The following is a 308-nucleotide window of genomic DNA, read 5'->3' as shown; positions in this document are numbered from 1 at the left end:
ACGGCCCCTGAGCCCACAATTACCGTCAATCACATTACCGCTGACAATATTGTTAATGCCGCTGAAGAAGGGCGTGAGCTTCACGTCACCGGTCATGTCGGTGGCGAAGTCAATAATGGCGATACGGTTACCATTACCTTAGATGGTACCTTGTACACTGGAACAATTTTCCCCGCTGAAGAAGGACCGGGCTATTGGTATGACATCCCCGTTCCCGGCTCGGCGTTCGTTGATGCAGAGCCTTATCATCTTGATGCTAGAATAGATACCGTCGATGCAGCCGGAAACCCCGGACATGCAAACCAAGG

General features: G+C 51.6%; 1 protein-coding gene. It reads left to right on the top strand.

From position 1 onward, the window contains the following. Positions 1–308, top strand: a 308-nt coding sequence (locus Q0779_RS23855; protein WP_298776762.1) for an Ig-like domain-containing protein, incomplete at both ends; no start/stop codon positions are given.

Origin of the sequence: uncultured Shewanella sp., from assembly GCF_947491715.1 — a bacterium.
Taxonomy (GTDB): domain Bacteria; phylum Pseudomonadota; class Gammaproteobacteria; order Enterobacterales; family Shewanellaceae; genus Shewanella.
This window is presented reverse-complemented; position numbering and strand designations above follow the sequence as displayed.